This is a genomic window from Peribacillus sp. V2I11, assembly GCF_030817135.1.
In the GTDB taxonomy this organism is placed as follows: Bacteria; Bacillota; Bacilli; order Bacillales; family DSM-1321; genus Peribacillus; species Peribacillus simplex.
On sequence record NZ_JAUSYW010000001.1, the window covers coordinates 3,419,497 to 3,436,029 of the forward strand.

At 39.5% G+C, this 16,533-nt stretch carries 11 protein-coding genes and 1 pseudogene; 9 read left to right on the plus strand and 3 right to left on the minus strand.

What is annotated here, in order from left to right:
- Window positions 1-298: 298 nt before the first annotated feature.
- Together QFZ73_RS16705 and QFZ73_RS16710 are read left to right on the plus strand one after the other, a co-directional pair.
- Entirely contained in the window at window positions 299-1,621 is a 1,323-nt protein-coding gene (locus tag QFZ73_RS16705; RefSeq protein WP_307268367.1) for an Nramp family divalent metal transporter, read from the plus strand.
- A gap of 100 nt (window positions 1,622-1,721) precedes the next feature.
- Window positions 1,722-2,699 carry a 2-hydroxyacid dehydrogenase gene (locus tag QFZ73_RS16710; protein WP_307268369.1) on the plus strand — a complete coding sequence of 326 codons (978 nt, stop codon included), beginning with the start codon at window positions 1,722-1,724 and terminating at the stop codon, window positions 2,697-2,699.
- A gap of 192 nt (window positions 2,700-2,891) precedes the next feature.
- Here QFZ73_RS16710 and aspA read toward each other — a convergent pair whose 3' ends face one another.
- The gene (gene aspA / locus QFZ73_RS16715; RefSeq protein ID WP_307272847.1) at window positions 2,892-4,313 is read right to left on the minus strand and encodes an aspartate ammonia-lyase; all 1,422 of its coding nucleotides are present in this window, start codon (window positions 4,311-4,313) and stop codon (window positions 2,892-2,894) included.
- 221 nt (window positions 4,314-4,534) lie between these two features.
- On the opposite strand from aspA, the gene QFZ73_RS16720 reads away from it, so the two are divergent.
- The gene (locus QFZ73_RS16720; RefSeq protein WP_307268373.1) at window positions 4,535-5,806 is read left to right on the plus strand and encodes a sensor histidine kinase; all 1,272 of its coding nucleotides are present in this window, start codon (window positions 4,535-4,537) and stop codon (window positions 5,804-5,806) included.
- Window positions 5,803-6,723: a response regulator gene (locus tag QFZ73_RS16725; protein ID WP_307268376.1), complete on the plus strand. Its 921-nt coding sequence runs from the start codon at window positions 5,803-5,805 to the stop codon at window positions 6,721-6,723. Before QFZ73_RS16720 ends, QFZ73_RS16725 begins: the two co-directional genes overlap by 4 nt.
- 195 nt (window positions 6,724-6,918) lie before the next feature.
- Here QFZ73_RS16725 and QFZ73_RS16730 read toward each other — a convergent pair whose 3' ends face one another.
- The gene (locus tag QFZ73_RS16730) at window positions 6,919-7,176 is read right to left on the minus strand and encodes a zinc ribbon domain-containing protein (RefSeq protein WP_251437481.1); all 258 of its coding nucleotides are present in this window, start codon (window positions 7,174-7,176) and stop codon (window positions 6,919-6,921) included.
- Between the two features lie 425 nt (window positions 7,177-7,601).
- Between QFZ73_RS16730 and helD the strand changes: the two genes are divergently transcribed.
- From helD to QFZ73_RS16750, 4 genes and pseudogenes are all read left to right on the plus strand, one after another.
- Window positions 7,602-9,941 carry an RNA polymerase recycling motor HelD gene (gene helD, locus QFZ73_RS16735; RefSeq protein ID WP_307268380.1) on the plus strand — a complete coding sequence of 780 codons (2,340 nt, stop codon included), beginning with the start codon at window positions 7,602-7,604 and terminating at the stop codon, window positions 9,939-9,941.
- 121 nt (window positions 9,942-10,062) lie between these two features.
- Window positions 10,063-10,275, plus strand: coding sequence for a hypothetical protein (locus QFZ73_RS16740; RefSeq protein WP_307268384.1), 213 nt, complete (start codon window positions 10,063-10,065; stop codon window positions 10,273-10,275).
- Window positions 10,276-10,524: 249 nt separating this feature from the next.
- Complete coding sequence (gene sspL, locus QFZ73_RS16745; protein WP_307268388.1) at window positions 10,525-10,659, plus strand: small, acid-soluble spore protein L; 135 nt, start codon at window positions 10,525-10,527, stop codon at window positions 10,657-10,659.
- A 275-nt stretch (window positions 10,660-10,934) separates the two neighbouring features.
- A pseudogene (locus QFZ73_RS16750) lies at window positions 10,935-14,104 on the plus strand (ATP-binding cassette domain-containing protein).
- A gap of 473 nt (window positions 14,105-14,577) precedes the next feature.
- On the opposite strand, the gene QFZ73_RS16755 reads toward QFZ73_RS16750, so the two are convergent.
- The gene (locus tag QFZ73_RS16755; RefSeq protein ID WP_307268391.1) at window positions 14,578-15,846 is read right to left on the minus strand and encodes an ATP-binding protein; all 1,269 of its coding nucleotides are present in this window, start codon (window positions 15,844-15,846) and stop codon (window positions 14,578-14,580) included.
- Between the two features lie 221 nt (window positions 15,847-16,067).
- Here QFZ73_RS16755 and QFZ73_RS16760 point away from each other — a divergent pair, with 221 nt between their 5' ends.
- A complete protein-coding gene (locus QFZ73_RS16760) occupies window positions 16,068-16,523 on the plus strand; it encodes an SRPBCC family protein (RefSeq protein ID WP_307268394.1) in 456 nt (151 codons plus the stop codon).
- The last annotated feature ends 10 nt before the right edge of the window (window positions 16,524-16,533 follow it).

Consider the following 16,533-nt stretch of genomic DNA (forward strand, 5'->3'; position numbering starts at 1 on the left):
TGATTTGTCAGCTAGTACGATAGGTCACAAGGTTTTTTAATGAAATGATTTTAAAGAAACTTAAAAATATTATGATTGACTTACATTTTAATTTGTCTTACAATTTCAATTGTAAATAGTCAAAACATTCAATCAAACGAAAGGGGATCTTTTTAAAAGCTGATTCACTTCAACAGGAAGCATGACAACATACTGCAGCGTAAACTTTATGTCATAATTTCAATTTCTGTATGTTTAGAGTTATCAAAGTATTTTTGCCAAGAACAAATGAAAGCGAATACATACTCTTTTGAATGGAGTGAATAACTTGGAAAATCAATCAAATCTAGCTGAATCCACTGTGATTGTTCCTGAAATCGAAAGTAAGAAACCAAATTTCATCACGAAATTTAAAACCGCCTATGGTCCGGGAATCCTTGCCGTGTTAACGTGGCTTGGAGCCGGGGACCTGGTGACTTCTTCTGTTGCCGGTGCAGATTATGGATATAGTTTAATGTGGATTTTAGCTCTGTCTTTAATACTTCGTTTTCTTATCGTCAATATTATTGCTAGGTTCCAGCTTTGTAACACAGAGGGGTTGACCATTCTTGAAGGCTATGGACGTATTCATCCATTTTTCGGTTACTTCATGTTTGGTTATGCATTAATCATGGGTCATCTTTTTAATGCCTATATGATTAAGGGAGCGGGAGAGGTATTATCGACCCTATTCCATGTTAATCAGCCATTCCTAGCTTCAATGGTAGTTGTGGGATTAGTTTTTATGCTTATAGGCAGAAATATTTATAATAGAATTGAAAGTGTAATGAAAGTGCTTTTGGCATTATTGACCATTGCCTTCTTGTTCCTGGCCGTTCAAGCAACACCGGATGTGGGGCAAATCATTAAGGGGACTGTCGGTTTTAGCATTCCAAGTGATACTGGCGTTCATGGGGCATTATTGGTGGCGATTTCAATTATCGGTGCAGTGGCAGGATCGATTTCGAACTTTGTACATCCATATTTCATGAGGGAAAAGGGCTGGACTAAGCCGAGTCATGTAAAGGTTCAAAGAAATGACTTACTGTTTGCCATCGGAGTTTGCATTGTGATCAATTTGGCCATTTGGGTTGTTGGTGCAGAGATTTTAAAACCGAATGGAATCCATGTGGAAACGATTGATGACTTGGCAATGGCATTACAGATGTCGTTAGGGCCATTTGGCTGGTACATTTTCTATCTTGGGGTATTTGGCGTATTATTCGCGAGTGTAGTAGGCAAGTCAACGGGTTTTCCAAGATTGATAGTAGATGCCTTTTACGTAATAAATAAAGACCGACGCGAAAAGTACAATGGTAAATATGAAAAAGATCCAATGTATAAATGGGTTATGATTTTTGTATTAGTCACCCCAATCATTTGGTCGATTCCCGGCATGCCTGGTTTCATTGCATTGACAATCGGCGTGAATGCAATAAACATAATCGGTTTTCCGGTTATCGCAATTGGGATGCTGGTGCTATCAAATCAAAAAAGCTTGATGGGAAAATATAAAAACAACTGGTTCGAAAATATTGTTTTAACTTTAGCTTCCATTCTAGCTGTTTGGTCCGCGGTTCAATTAGCTACTACCTTTTTTTGAAATAATGGTAGATTATAGATAGAGGTATTTCAAAACATAAAGGTTATGTCGACATTCGATCCCGATGGGGTCCTACTTTATTGGAAGTGAGGCATCAGTGATGAAACCGAAAGTAATCGTCTATAAGAAAGTGGATCAAGAAGTGTTGGATTATATTAAAGAGGCTTGTGAGGTCGTTTATTTTGAGGGTCTTGACTCACAAAATTACCCTGAATTCCTTCAAGAGCTGAAGAACGCACAAGGTATATTAGGTTCAGGATTAAAAGTGGATAAAACTTTACTGGATCAAGCACCGCAATTAAAAATCGTCTGTAATTCATCGGTTGGTTACGACAATTTGGATGTAACCGAATTGTCCAATCGAGGAATCATGGCTACGAACACTCCTGAGGTATTGAACGAGACGGTAGCCGATACGATTATGGGCTTGATGCTGTCCACAGCGAGAAGAATGCCAGAGTTGGATCAAATGGTAAAGTCAGGGCAATGGACATCGAATATCGGAGAAAAATCGTTTGGGTTGGACGTCCACCATAAAGTATTAGGCATTATCGGTATGGGCGGAATCGGCTCTGCCGTTTCAAAAAGGGCCCGTTTCGGATTCGATATGAACATCTTATATCACAACAGATCTAGAAATGAAGAAGAGGAACAAAAGTATGGAGCTGCATACTGTTCTCTGGAAGATCTGTTAAAGCAATCTGATTTTGTCTGCTTGATGACACCGCTCACTCCCCAAACTGAAAGGATGATGGGGGAAAAAGAATTCAAGCTCATGAAAGAGACCGCCATTTTCATCAATTGTTCAAGAGGGAAAACAGTGGATGAAGAAGCCTTGATCACTGCGCTTGAAACTGGTGAAATTCATGCGGCAGGACTGGATGTCTTTGTACAGGAGCCCGTAAAGGAAGACAACCCACTGCTTTCCATGAAGAATGTCGTCACTTTGCCTCATATCGGCTCCGCAACATATGAAACCCGCCTGAAAATGGCGATGCTGGCCGCAACCAACCTTGTAGCCGGATTACAGGGGGAAACTCCGCCTACCTTGATTAAAGCTGGTGTAAAGGTAAAGTGATTTTTTAGATGGCATTTATGAATTACGCTGGATAGCCTTATTTGGGGCTATCCATTTTTTGATTTCGCATTATTCAATATTTTTACTCATCCTGCAAAAAAAAAGCCCTCTCTATAAAGGAGGGCTTTTATATCGATTCCACAGACTTTTGTTATTCATCAACCACATCTGCCATTCCATCAAAATCGGAAATTACGATCTATCAAACAGCTCAGCCCCAGCAATACCTGGGTTTGTCATCTCGTAAGGATTTAAAATAAGATCAAGCTCTTCCTCTGTTAACACATCATACTGCAGGCATAGTTCACGTACTGATTTTCCTTTTAAAATGGCTTCCCGTGCGATACGCGCTGCCACTTCGTATCCAATATGCGGATTAACAGCAGTGATAATCCCTACGCTTTTTTCCACATTCTCTTTTAGACGGTCTTCGTTTGCCTCGATATCTACAAGACAGTAGTCCGTAAAGGCACGGAATGCATTGTTCATAATGCTGATGGATTGAAGCAAATTGAACACAAGCACAGGTTCCATCACGTTCAATTCAAGCTGACCCGCCTCAGATGCCAGGCAAATGGTATGGTCATTGCCAATAACCTGGAACGCTACTTGATTGATCATTTCAGGCATGACCGGGTTGACTTTTCCCGGCATGATGGATGAACCTGGCTGACGAGCCGGCAAGTTGATTTCCGCAAGGCCCGCACGGGGACCTGAGGCCATTAAACGAAGGTCGTTCGCGATTTTGGACATATTCATCATACATATTTTCAATGCAGCAGAGACTTCTGTATAAGCATCTGTATTTTGTGTCGCATCAACAAGATGCTCCGCCCCAACAAGCGGAAGCCCGCTAATATCCGCCAAATGTTCAACCACACTTTCGATGTAGCGAGGGTCTGCATTTAATCCTGTTCCCACCGCTGTTGCACCCATATTTATTTCATATAAATGCTGACGTGATCGTTGAATGCGTTTAATATCACGCTCTATTACACGGCCATATGCTTCAAACTCTTGACCAAGACGAATGGGCACTGCGTCTTGAAGATGTGTCCGTCCCATTTTAATCACATGGTCAAATTGTTGGGCCTTTTTCCTGAAGATAGTAAGCATATATTCCATCGTATTTAACAATTTTTCGAGTGAAATAAGAGTGGCGATATGAATCGAACTCGGGAACACATCGTTTGTTGATTGTGACATGTTCACATGGCTATTTGGACTTAATTGAACATAGTCCCCTTTCTCTTTTCCAAGCAATTCGAGTGCACGGTTCGCAATGACTTCGTTTGCGTTCATATTCATGGATGTACCTGCACCGCCCTGGATGGGATCCACGATGAAGTGATCATGCCATTTGCCTTCGATTACTTCGTCTGCTGCCTGAATGATCATTTTACCAAGACCATCGTACAAACGTTTAGTATCCATATTTGCCAAAGCCGCCGCTTTTTTCACGATAGCCAACGCTTTAATCAATTCTTCATGAATGCGATAGCCTGTAATCGGAAAGTTTTCGACTGCACGCAATGTTTGGATACCATAGTATGCATACGCTGGTACTTGTTTTGATCCTAAGAAATCTTTCTCAATACGTACGTTATGATTCATATGGATTGTTGACATCGTGTTTCCTCCTATGATAGTCGTTTGATTGTCAGCGCTTTCAATTTTTAGATTATTTCAAGTTTACGTTCATCCTACTGGAACCTACTGAAACCTACTGATATTTACAAGCGCCAGAAAAAATAATCATTTCAGTCAAAACCCTTCTCTCTTTTTTACCACTTCATGTGTTATGTTTTTAATATAGTGACTAGGGAGGGACCGTATTGAAAAAGAGTATAAGGATATTACTATTGATTATGATTGCGGTGCCTCTTGTGAGTGAATTCAAGTTTTATCCATTCGACAATACATTCAGGGTCAGTTTGGGAACCCCCGTCTTTTTCTTGTTTTTACTATGGGGGAGGGAGATACACCCGATTATTGCAGGTCTATTAACGGGAATGAGTGTGTTTGTTTTTCGTTTTTCACTGGCTGTCGGGATTCGGGACATATCTGTTGAGGAAGCGATGTATCTTCATGTTCCAGCCTTTTTCTATTACTTCATCTACGCGTTCGCATTTCATAAAACGAAATTGAACGAACGGCACGATAAGCCGTTTATGGTCGGGCTTTTAGGGGTATTGATCGAGCTTATTGCAAGTGTATCGGAAATGGCGATCCGTTCCTTCTTGGCGAATCAGGGCACACCCTTGCTAGCCATTGACGAACTCGTTTTAATCGCCTTTATTCGAAGCTTTTTCGTTCTCGGCTTTTTTAATATATTAAAGCTGAGAGAAGCAAGATTCGCAGAAGCGGAGCAGCGCATGCAAAAGGAACAAATGCTGCTTTTCATTTCAAGTTTATATGAAGAATCGGTTCAGCTGAAGAAAACGATGCAAAATGCGGAAGAAATCACCCGCACTTGTTATGACTTTTACCGTCGGTTAAAATCAGAAGGGACTAATGGAAGCGATGCGCAAACTGCGTTGCAGATTGCCGGTCTCGTGCATGAAATCAAAAAAGATAATCAGCGGATTCATGCGGGGCTGTCGGAACTCATGTCTTCCGAAAACCTGCAGGAATATATGAATATCGAAGAGCTTGGTAACATCATGATCGTGTCCAATAGACGATATGCAGAGTCCCTTCGCAAAGATATTTCATTTTCCTTGCATATAGATGGTGACCATCCGCCTTACCATGTATATATGGTATTATCATTAATAAATAATTTATTGGCCAATGCAGTGGAAGCCATTAAAGAAGAGGGATACGTATCAATGCATGTGAAAAGGAAAGATCAATTCGTGGAGTTTTTCATCAGTGACAATGGCCCCGGCATTGCACCGAAGCGGAAAGAAGTCATTTTTACAGCAGGATATACTAAGAAATTCGATGCGGCGGGAAACCCTTCGACGGGAATTGGTTTATCGTATGTGAAACAAACTGTTGAAAAATTTGGAGGGCATATCAGGCTAATGGATAACTATAAAGAAACCGCATTCATCATAGAACTTCCGATTGATGCGATTATGGAGAAAGGGTTAACGAGATGAATTATTTCATTATAGATGACGATCCTGCCATTCGAGGAATGCTGATTGAGATGATTGAAGACGAAGATTTAGGAAAAGTGGTGGGAGAAGCAGAAGACGGTTCGCTGGTGAATAATGGCTTGTTGTTTTTAAAGAAAGCAGATGTTGTCCTAATTGATTTGCTCATGCCAATAAGGGACGGAATTGAAACGATCAGGGCTCTTGCTGATGGATTTCAAGGAAAGTTTGTAATGATTTCGCAAGTGGAATCGAAAGAACTGATTGGAGAGGCGTATAGATTAGGGGCGGAATACTACATTACAAAACCGCTGAACCAAGTTGAAATTTCATGCATATTAAACAAAGTGAACGAGCGAATACTGGTGGATCAATCGATCCAGGGCATTCAAAAATCGTTGAACGTGTTTACGGGCCGCCCGAAGTCTTCGAAAGTGTCCTCCTTTCATACAAAAAATATTATGGAAGCCGGACGTTCCTTAATTTCCGATTTAGGTATGATTGGCGAAGGGGGAAGCGAAGATTTATTGAACATTTTAGGATTCCTCCAAAATGAAAAGCAAAGACTCGGTTCCGCCTACACATTTCCATATTTAAAGGAAATTTTTGCAGGGATTGCTGCTGAAAAGCTGGGAGATCAAGCGAAAGAGGCCGAAATCCAGAAAGAAATGAAAGCTTCTGAGCAGCGTGTCCGCCGCGCTCTTAACCAGGCCCTCATCCATATCGCTTCATTAGGATTGACGGATTATATGAATCCAAAATTCGAAGCCTATTCATCCACATTTTTTGATTTCTCGGAAGTCCGCAAAAAAATGCTGGAGCTGGAAGACAAGAGCAAAAAAGTAAGCAGCCAGAGCCGTAATAACATGAAAAAGTTTATCCAAGTGCTGTTTATGGAAGCAAGACAGATGATGAAATAAAACCAGGAACTCAAGTGGAATAGATTGAAAATTCACAAAAACATTTTCGTGTTTTTCAATGGAAACATAAAGACAAATCCGTTAATATGGATTTGTCTTTATCGCTTTTTTCTTCGTATTTTTTATGAACGGTATGACTTTCTTTCACATCAACAGAAAAGGATAAAAAAGGTTCATTCGTTTTCTAATGGTTGATTAATTCCATCGCTCTAACTTTGGGATTCCTCTAGTAAAAAACTTAGCAATAAATTTAGGCATTTTCATATTTTCCATCAAATGATTTTGAACAAATTTTTGCATTTCCATCGCAGTAATATTTTGAGTGAATTCACCATTTATATAACAATGACTACAATATTTAGTACTTTTACTACCATCTCTTTCAGTTCCACCACCTAATTCATCTTTAGAAAGCGGCATTCCACAACTCTGACATGTTTTATATTTTTTCATTATAAATTCTCCTGCAAAAAAGTTTTATTCTAAACAAATTATCTAACAAACAAAAATAAGTCAAGACAGTATGAATCACATGTCATCGATAACTACGAATCAACCGTTGATGTGGGTGTTGCAACTATTATGAAAACAGGACTAGCGAAGCATTTAGGCTTTCAACATGTAAATAGTCATAAAAATAACCAGTCAAGCTGCTTGCTCAACTGGTTACTGAATGTACATGTTAAATTAGAGTTTAAAACGACGATTTATTATGGCAACTGATGTGCAATATATATTGATATCATTCAGAAATTGTGATAACTTAGTATAGAAACACATTTAATAATATACAAAAACAGTTTACCCCTTAATATAATTATAAGGTAAAACTCACCTCTAGTCAACCCCTATTTTCATTTTTTAAAGGAGTGTCTGATATGAACAATGAAATTCGGCAGGAGCAAGAACGTTTGGATGAGGTGATAAGAACAATTACGAAACAAATCAACAAAATAGAAGGTGAAACTTCCCTGCGCAGAAAAGAAGTCGTTACTATCCGTAAACACTTTTGGGATGACCTCAAGGTTAATATCGATACTTTCGATGATTACCTCGAGACCATCATTGGCTTAAGGCAGCAGGCTCAAGCCTTATCACAAAGCGAAGGAGCACATAGATATTCCTTCAAGAGGTTGTCAACACTGCGCCGCATGCAGGGGGCACCTTATTTCGGCCGGATTGATTTAACTGAAGAAGGGTCTTCCCTTACGGAACATATTTATATTGGGACCGCCACCCTTACTGATACAACAGGAGAAAACTTCATTGTCTACGATTGGAGGGCTCCGATTTCGAGTGTTTATTATGACTATCCTCCCGGTCCCATAGAATACTCTACTCCCGGAGGCGTAATTCGGGGGATGCTGGAGAATAAGTGGCAATATATCATCAAGGGAGGGGTTATCGAATCAATGTTCGATACGAGTCTCACCATTGGAGATGAGATACTGCAGCAGGTGCTTGGTAAGGGGACGGATAAGCATATGCACAGTATTGTGTCCACCATTCAACGGGAGCAGAATAGGATCATCCGGAACGATCGCGGACGTCTGCTCATTGTTCAAGGAGCCGCTGGCAGTGGCAAGACATCAGCTGCCCTCCAACGGATCGCTTACTTGCTTTATAAGTATCGAGATAGGATAAAAGCCGATCAAATCATTCTATTCTCACCTAACTCAATGTTTAATAACTACGTATCCAATGTATTGCCCGAACTTGGCGAAGAGAATATGCAGCAGGTAACATTCCAGGAATATTTGGACCATCGCCTTACTGACACATTTCAAGTTGAGGACCCTTATGAGCAATTAGAATTTTTGTTGACTGAAGCGGATGATCCTTCCTATGGCACTAGGACAGCGAGTATCCAATTTAAGGCTTCCATTCGCTTCTTTGAGATAATCAAAGCATACAGTCAATCACTGGGATTATCTGGAATGATCTTTAAAGGGTTAAGGTTTCGAGGGAAAACGCTCGTCTCCGCCAAACAAATCTCAGAAAGATTTTATAATACAGACACCACATTAAAATTTCACAATAGGATTGAAAAGTTGAAAGAGTGGTTATGTGACTTACTTGATGAAACGGAAAAGGTTGAGTTGAAAAAACCTTGGGTCGAGGAGGAAATCGAGTATCTTAGCAAAGAAGACTATCAGAAGGTATACACCTACTTAGAGAAAAAACGCGGCCTTACTGAAGATTCCTATGACGATTATGAGAAAGAGAATAAAATGCTCGCGCGCATGATTGTTCGAAAGAAATTGAAGACGTTACGCAAACGGATAAAAGCACTTCATTTTATCAATATTAAGGGAATATACAAGCAACTTTTTGACGAACAAACACGTATCGACCTATGGAATGAGGGTAAAACACCTGCCGAAAGGGAAATATGTTTATCAACGCAAAAAATGCTGGACGAAGGTAAACTGCATTACGAAGACGCGACTCCGTTTTTGCTGTTGAAGGAGCTAATTCTAGGATTTCAGACGAATACCGCTATAAAATACGTGCTTGTAGACGAAGCACAAGATTATTCTCCATTTCAATTCGAGTTTTTGAAACGGTTGTTTCCTTCAGCGAGGATGACCGTACTCGGTGACTTTAACCAGGCAATATTCGCTCATGCCAGCGAACGGGTGGATTTCGAGACTCTTACCAGTTTATACGGAATAAGTGAAACAGAGAGTATAACCTTGGATCAAAGCTACAGATCCACAAAGCAGATTATAGAATTCACACGTGAACTAGTTCCCGAAGGCCATCGAATTAAGGCATTCGATCGTGAAGGCGAGAAGCCTGTACTGACTCAAGTGTCCAGCCGCGATGAATTGCATTACAAAATCATGTCTAAAGTCAAAGACTTTCAAAGCCGTGAGTATAATACAATCGCAATAATATGTAAATCTGCTGCGGAAAGTGCCGCTGCATACGATGCCCTTAGTATCATCGGTGAAATTAAACTCGTACAGAAAGGCACAAATGAATATGAACAGGGTGTTGTTGTCATTCCGGCATATTTGGCCAAAGGCATCGAATTTGATGCTGTCATCATTTATGATGCATCTGTGCAAACATACGGTGATGAGAGCTTGCGGAGATTGTTCTACACCGCATGTACCCGGGCTATGCATAACTTGCAGATTTATACGGTCGGCGAACCCAGTCCTTTCTTGCTCAACGATGCCACGGAGAGTTTACTTCTGACCCTAGATTAACAAAAGGGGACTTATCAGGTTTTTGGGAATGGAGTAATTATTAGTGCTTCCTTTTTTTTCTTTAATTTTATCGTTCCTTTATCAAATACTATAAAGGAATCTTTGGAAAGGAGGAGATGAATTGACTAACGAGAAAAAGGTGGAAACGGGAGTAAGCCAGGCGACTGGTGAATTAACAACTCAATCAGTTAATGATGGTCATTATCATTATCCAGGGCCCATGGAAGAAGGGTATAGTGGAAATACAGGAAGAGCAGTACAGCCTGCCGGGAAAAAAGATCCTGATGTTCCTCAGAACAAAGACACATTTAATTACACCCGTAATTTAAAGTAGATCCGTCCAGCATTGTAGGGTGTTTAAGGTCATTGCATTATAGGATTATTGGTTCATGATTAGACAATTTCCATATTCGAAATATCGAAAACAGCTTTTTTGAAACCTGTGTAGACTTTAGTTCTATGCAGGTTTTTTATTGGGGTACTCTTTATAAGTTCCTGGATTGCAGGGAGACGTTCACAGAAAGAAACGACCTCGTTTTTAATTTATAACAGTTCGGACATAATATACTTGGAGGTGAAGGAAATGAGTAAAAAGACAGCAGGAAGAGGCCGAATCGCACCAAGTGTTAACCCGCAGGGACATGGCAAAGATGTCGAATTTTCCACTGAGCCCAAAAGCGAGCTTGAAAACAAGGAAAAAAAGTCCAATACAAAATAAGTGTATTGGGCAAAAATATGGTCATACTTCGTAAAAAATGCCCTTCTCTTAATCGAGAGGGGCTTTAATAATTAATAAGAATGCTCTAATCATCTTTTTGATTATGGAAAAAAACCTCTCCTAAGTCCACGATTTTTGTCGATGAATCATATATTTTTGGAGCAGAGGAATGTGAAAGAATGGAAGGATGGAGCTTCCGTTAAAAAAATACCAAATACATTTATCGCTGTGCTAATATGAAAGACTGAGCTTAATAAAGTGGAGAGGAGTTACAAATGAAAATAAATCGATTGATAGCGAATAATATAAACCATTTAGATGCAGCACTGGCAGACGATCAATCATTAGGAATTGCCGGGTTATCCGGTTCCGGGAAAACGACTTTTTGTCAAACCATTGGGGAAGAATCCAAGAAGCGTCTCGTTTCCTTATTGCCCAAGTCTGAATATCAGTATTTATTCCCTAATATAATGGAAACCAACTTCAGCGCCATCAAGATGGAAGAAATGCCGCTGGTCCTTTTTCTCGGCAAATCATCCATTTCAGCCAATCCCCGTTCAACCATTGGCACACATACTGGTGTGTTTAAAGAGATTCGTGTTTGTCTTGCAGAAAAATTCAATCTTTCTCCGGAAGTTTTTTCATTTAATAATGCCTTAGGCTGGTGCCCCGCTTGTAAAGGACGCGGTACGACGAAAAATGTCGAATGTCCAAAGTGTGAGGGGAAGCGCTACAATCAAGAAGTCGAGCAATATACGATTGAATTATTAGATCGCCCGCATACTATTTCCGATATCAACAACTTAAGCATCGAAACGATCCTTTCACTCGCAGAGACCTTACATATTAGTGAAGCTAAACAGCATATTCTCCAAAATATAATCAATATGAATATTGGTTATTTAAGTTTGAATCGTATTATGGGGACAGTGTCAGGGGGAGAATTAACACGGCTTTACTTGGCTGAATTCATGGCAACAAGTGAAAATACAGTAATCATCATTGATGAGATCTCCGTCGGTCTTGATCATCAAACCCTTTTGAAAATTTTGGAACAGATTAAGCAATTAGGTTATAAAAACCAAATTTGGCTCATTGATCACTCAGACACGGTGTTGGATAGCACAAATGAACAATTGTTCTTTGGACCTGGCAGCGGGAAATATGGCGGGAAAATTGTTGAGGAATCACCGCGTCCCAAACCAATCAGCTGGGAACGAAATGAAGCAGCGCCAACGGAATACTATCAATTTCAGGATCTTTACTGCCGTAATATTCAAATGGAGGAAATCCGGATTCCCAAGAATAGGCTCGTTACCTTTACGGGTGAGTCGGGCTGCGGTAAATCAACACTTGTCAATGAATGTATCGCTAAAGATTTTCAGAAGCGTTACCCAAAAGATAAACTGGTCATGGTCGGTCAGGACCGAAACAAATCGATTACCAGTCGATCAACCGTTGCGACGTTTCTTGATATTAAAAAGAAACTCACCAAATACAGTGATGAAATTGATGATATTTTTCTGCGGTCGATTGAAGATGTCATCGAAGAATTGCCAAAGGAAGACATCGCTCATAAACGCTTGAGCTTATTGATCAAACTTGGGCTTGGTTATTTGACGTTAGAAAGAAAAACACAAACACTATCGACGGGTGAATTTCAATGTGTCCACTTAGTTTCCGAGCTTTTCGCAAAGACAAGAAACCCGCACACGCTGTTCATTTTTGACGAGCCTTCAAAAGGGTTATCGCAAAACATTTTAAACCAATTCATCGATAGTGTCAGGGTCATCCTGGAGGATGAATCCGTCTCCATCATCATGATTGAACATAACGGTTATATGCTGGATAGCTCGGATTATATCGTTGATTTTGGTAAAAGACAGCTAACACCTGTCCAGCATCTTGACGTTGTCAGTCATGATGAGCATTATCGTCACAAAGACAATGGAGATCAAGTGGAGCCATTGCAAATCACTTCCACACTTCGGTCAAAAAAGGGCATCGATCATTTACAGGAAAATCATCTGGACTATTTCAAAAAGGCAGAGAACGTCTATAAGGGCGGCATTTTAAAAAGCTTATCACCAATTGCTCGTGTGATTTATGGTGAATACGAGTCTGACACCATCGCACCTGTGATCGCCATCGATCTTGAACGGCACTTGTACAGTCAATATACGTTTCTTTATGAATTGGGCGGAATGATCAACCATCTAGTGGCAGCACATCCGACCAATAAAGATACAAGAAGCTTCGATTTCTATTCTGCAGAAAATCATTGTCCAAGCTGTTCGGGCCGCAGGGTCATTGAAAAATTTGACTTTGATGTCGTCATTCAAGACAAAAACGTGCCATTCTGGGATGGATTATTAAATCCGGACGTGATGGAAGTATTAAAATATTATCAACATTCAAAACTGCAATTCCTGTTTGATGAGATCAAGAATGAACTCGGTCACGACATTAGTAAAAGTTATAATGAGATGACAGATGAGGAAAAGCAAACCTTCTTATATGGGTATTGGGAAAAGTCCTTTTACGATAAAGCAGGCAAGGCATCAAGAACATGGGAAGGATTCAATTTCATCATTGGACGTTATATGTTCATATCGAAATCGATCATTAAAGAGCAGATGAAAGCATCTAAAGAGATGATCGCCTGTCCAGTCTGTCAAGGAACGGTCCTGAACCATCATAAAAAACTGACATTTGGTGATACAGACATTCGCGAGATCATCCAACAGCCGATCGATCAAGTCATCAAAATTGTAGGGAAGCTGCCGGAACTGGAAAAACTAAAAGCCATTGTGGGTGGCGATATCACACTTACAGATGATGTCTCATTCCTTCCTCGGGAAACGAAAGCGGCGTTGAAAATGCTCGAACTGGAACTGGCAAGCTTCGTCGGGTATGAAGTGGTTTTACAAAATACCCTGCCATTCTGGGACAGCATAAAAGGCAATATCGAAGCAATCAGCAGCAAAAACCAGATCACCATCTGTGACTTTGCCAATATTAACGAAACAAGAGAAACCATTATTGATGAATACTTCACCAATGGCAAATACAAAAAACTAACCTATGTCTATGAAGCGTTTGGTTACAAAAAAATCGTTACCCAAATCAATAAAATTAAAGCAAGTCATAAATGCCCATTCTGTAATGGGAAGAAAGTCATTTCAGAAGATAACATCCATGACGGTGTGTATAAATTAACGATATCCTGTGTGAGTTGTCATGCCAGTGGCATCGAGATGAAGGTCGTAAAGCAATCGTAGATAGCATCGACGTGCAGACCTGGCTGACAGGAAAAGTAAAAGATGCCGTGGCTGAAAGTGAACGTACCGAGGCCGTTGCCGATATCCCCATTTTCGCCCGGATTCGTGAATTGAACAAACGAGACATGATGGCGGTTTATCGATGTCTTGAACAGAAAAATTAATTTTAAGGACTTAACAGTAAGAAGTCCGCCGGTGTAGGCGGACTTCTGTTTGAATATAACAGGGGTTCAGAGTCCGAATGGTGGGTGAAGGTCGAACGTGAACGGCCGAATATAGTGTGGTTTAGGTCGATAAACTGCGTCAATGGCCCAAGAAAATGCAGCGGGTCGAATAAAGTGCGTCAATGGCCCAAGACAGTGTAGTTGGTCGAATAAAGTGCTCCGGTTTTTATGTTTTTTTACTGTAATCCTCATTGGTTTGAAGAAATTTGCGACACTCCTGCCGAATTACTGGCTAGCCGAGACCCCATAGGCGCTTGCGCCGAGGGCTTGGCAGGCAGTCGGCGGAAAGGGAGCGGATTTCTGAAATTCACCGGTACATTTTTAAAATAAAAAAACTGCAGGCAAATTCGCTTTTCTTCGAGTTTGTCTACAGTCTGAAGTCCGCCGTAAATGGCGGACTTTTTATATGAGGGTTAATTTGCAGAATGATCTTCATGATAAACGGGAAGTGTTATTGAAATCGTTGTTCCCTTATTCAAAAGGCTAGTAATATGAAGGGTACCATTCATCGTTTGGATGGTCTTGACAGCCACCATCGATCCTAACCCTGTCCCTTTTTCTTTGGAACTGTAATAAGGTTCGCCAAAACGATTTATTTGTTCTTTGTTCATTCCTATTCCATTGTCACTTATTTCGATAATGACGTCGAAATTATTTACATAGGAAACAATACTAAGTTCCCCGCCGTTCGGCATTGCCTCTATACCATTTTTAATTAGGTTTAGGAAGCATTGCTTGAAATGTTGAATATTCCCCCTGGTAATGCCTGGAGCCAACTGTTCAGATATAGTAACCAAATTCATGCTAGCCATTGGTTTTATCATTTCAATTACATATCCTATTTCACGGTTAATAAAAATATTTTCTACTTTTTCAATGGCAGGTTTTGCAAATGCTAAGTATTCACTAATAATGGATTCTGCACTATTAAGCTCTCTAACAACATGCTGTATATATTGTTCTTTTACTTCTTGAGTCAGATCAGGAGCCTTTAGCAGTTGAACAAATCCCTTCACAACTGTTAAAGGATTTCTAACTTCATGTGAAATACTTGCTGCAAGCTGACTGACTACCTCCATTTTTTCAAGCCTTACCATTTGTGTTCGGATTAAAATGGCATCTTTTAAAATTTCTATAATATATAAAGCCAAAACGATAATGAAAGGAGGGAGGATGATAAAGTAAAATACATACGCTTCCGTTATTCGAAAATAATCAGACATACCGAGTGAAATAAAGCTGGTCAGTATTCCCAGAAACAAAATTAATAGTAGGGAGCTATTTAGCTTATTTCTTCTATTAAAATTTTTGAATTTGGAAGAAAATAGAGCCGTGATAATGAATATAACGATATAAACAATTAACGTAAGTAAATTGAAACCATAAAAAGCAAACCTAAAAGTCAATATGATGACTAACAGAGCAGCCCCTACAGGCCAACCGCCATAAAGTGTCCCTATAATAAAAGGGATTTGCCTAAGATCATGGACACAATATTCATCGATATAAATAGGAAACTTCATACATAATATAATAGGAATGCTCAGGCATGCAGTGATAAGGGTCTTGCCATACTGACTTAACCTTTTGCCATGATCTAATAAAATGTAATAAATCAAAATACTTACCAAGATATAAAAAAGATTATCTAATATGTTCTGATTAATATAAATAAAATTCATTGGATTCTCCTGAAAAAGTAACCGTTTGCTTTATTATACAAGAATAACGCTAAAAAAGAGAATCTTATAAAGTAATTTATTTACAGAAAGACGTATAAATTCAAAATAAGTGTTGTTTAAAGCGCCAGTAAAAAATGCAACTTGAATTATTTACCGATTAATCGGTTGTAAAGTTGGTTTTACATATTAAAGGAAATATAATATAAGCAGAGGTGATTACATTGAAAGAATGGACAAGAGACATAGAAATAAACGCCCCAATTGAACAGGTTTGGAAGTTTCTTGATGGTTCTGTAGAAAATATGCAACAAATCATGCCTCAAGTAGTTGAACACCAGCCGGTTAAAATAACAGAAGAAGTGGTTGGAAGTGTATATCGCCAAAAATATAGAGAAGGAAAACGAACAGAAGAGTATGATATAGAAACATTGGAATATTTGAATGAAACTAATGAGAAAAAGCTAAAAGTGGGCTTCACACTTGCTAAAATGTTTGAAATTAAAGCTTTTTATGAACTAAATAAAATCAATGACAATAAAACTTCCTTTACATATACAGTCACCAGTCGCCCGTTAAAATGGTATGTGAAATTCCTTTTATTATTTGCTACCGATAAAGTGGTAGTTGAATTTTTAGAACGTGTCAAAAAGGTAGCTGAAGCCGAAACAAGTGGGTAATGAAATAATT

Coding starts and splice junctions, on each gene's coding strand:
- QFZ73_RS16710 (WP_307268369.1), top strand. CDS start 1,722: ATGAAACCGAAAGTAATCGTCTATAAGAAAGTGGATCAAGAAGTGTTG.
- aspA (WP_307272847.1), bottom strand. CDS start 4,313: ATGAATCATAACGTACGTATTGAGAAAGATTTCTTAGGATCAAAACAA.
- QFZ73_RS16725 (WP_307268376.1), top strand. CDS start 5,803: ATGAATTATTTCATTATAGATGACGATCCTGCCATTCGAGGAATGCTG.
- QFZ73_RS16730 (WP_251437481.1), bottom strand. CDS start 7,176: ATGAAAAAATATAAAACATGTCAGAGTTGTGGAATGCCGCTTTCTAAA.
- helD (WP_307268380.1), top strand. CDS start 7,602: ATGAACAATGAAATTCGGCAGGAGCAAGAACGTTTGGATGAGGTGATA.
- sspL (WP_307268388.1), top strand. CDS start 10,525: ATGAGTAAAAAGACAGCAGGAAGAGGCCGAATCGCACCAAGTGTTAAC.
- QFZ73_RS16755 (WP_307268391.1), bottom strand. CDS start 15,846: ATGAATTTTATTTATATTAATCAGAACATATTAGATAATCTTTTTTAT.